The organism is Acinetobacter endophylla (genome assembly GCF_053543775.1).
This window is the reverse complement of the sequence record NZ_JBLVOM010000166.1, coordinates 1-348: the sequence shown is the minus strand read 5'-3', so window position 1 is coordinate 348 and position 348 is coordinate 1. Positions and strand designations below refer to the sequence as shown.

Below are 348 nucleotides of genomic sequence, written 5' to 3'. Positions count from 1 at the left end.
GGAGGCGTTTAAGTCTGCGATGCACGCCCGGTATTTGCAGGACCGTTACCCGGACTGCGAGATCAGCTTGTCCACTCCGCGCTTCCGTCCCTATCTCGGCGAATTCAACCCGGAGAGCGATGTTTCTGACCGCTCGCTGGTGCAGATTATTTTGGCATACCGTTTGTTTCTTCCCCGCTCAGGCATTACTTTGTCCACCAGAGAGCCTGCCGCGCTCCGCGACCATCTGATTCATCTGGGCATCACCAAGATGTCGGCAGGGGTAACCACCGAGGTAGGGGGACATACGAATGCGGGCGGAACACCGCAGTTTGAAATTTCCGACAGCCGCAGCGTGCGGGAGATCAC

Annotated in this window: 1 protein-coding gene; it reads left to right on the top strand. The window is 57.8% G+C overall.

Annotated features, from left to right (window positions below; translation table 11 throughout):
* Window positions 1–19: 19 nt before the first annotated feature.
* Window positions 20–348: ThiH family protein (locus tag ACNPNW_RS06175; RefSeq protein ID WP_448766735.1), on the top strand; the 329-nt coding region annotated here is incomplete at its 3' end.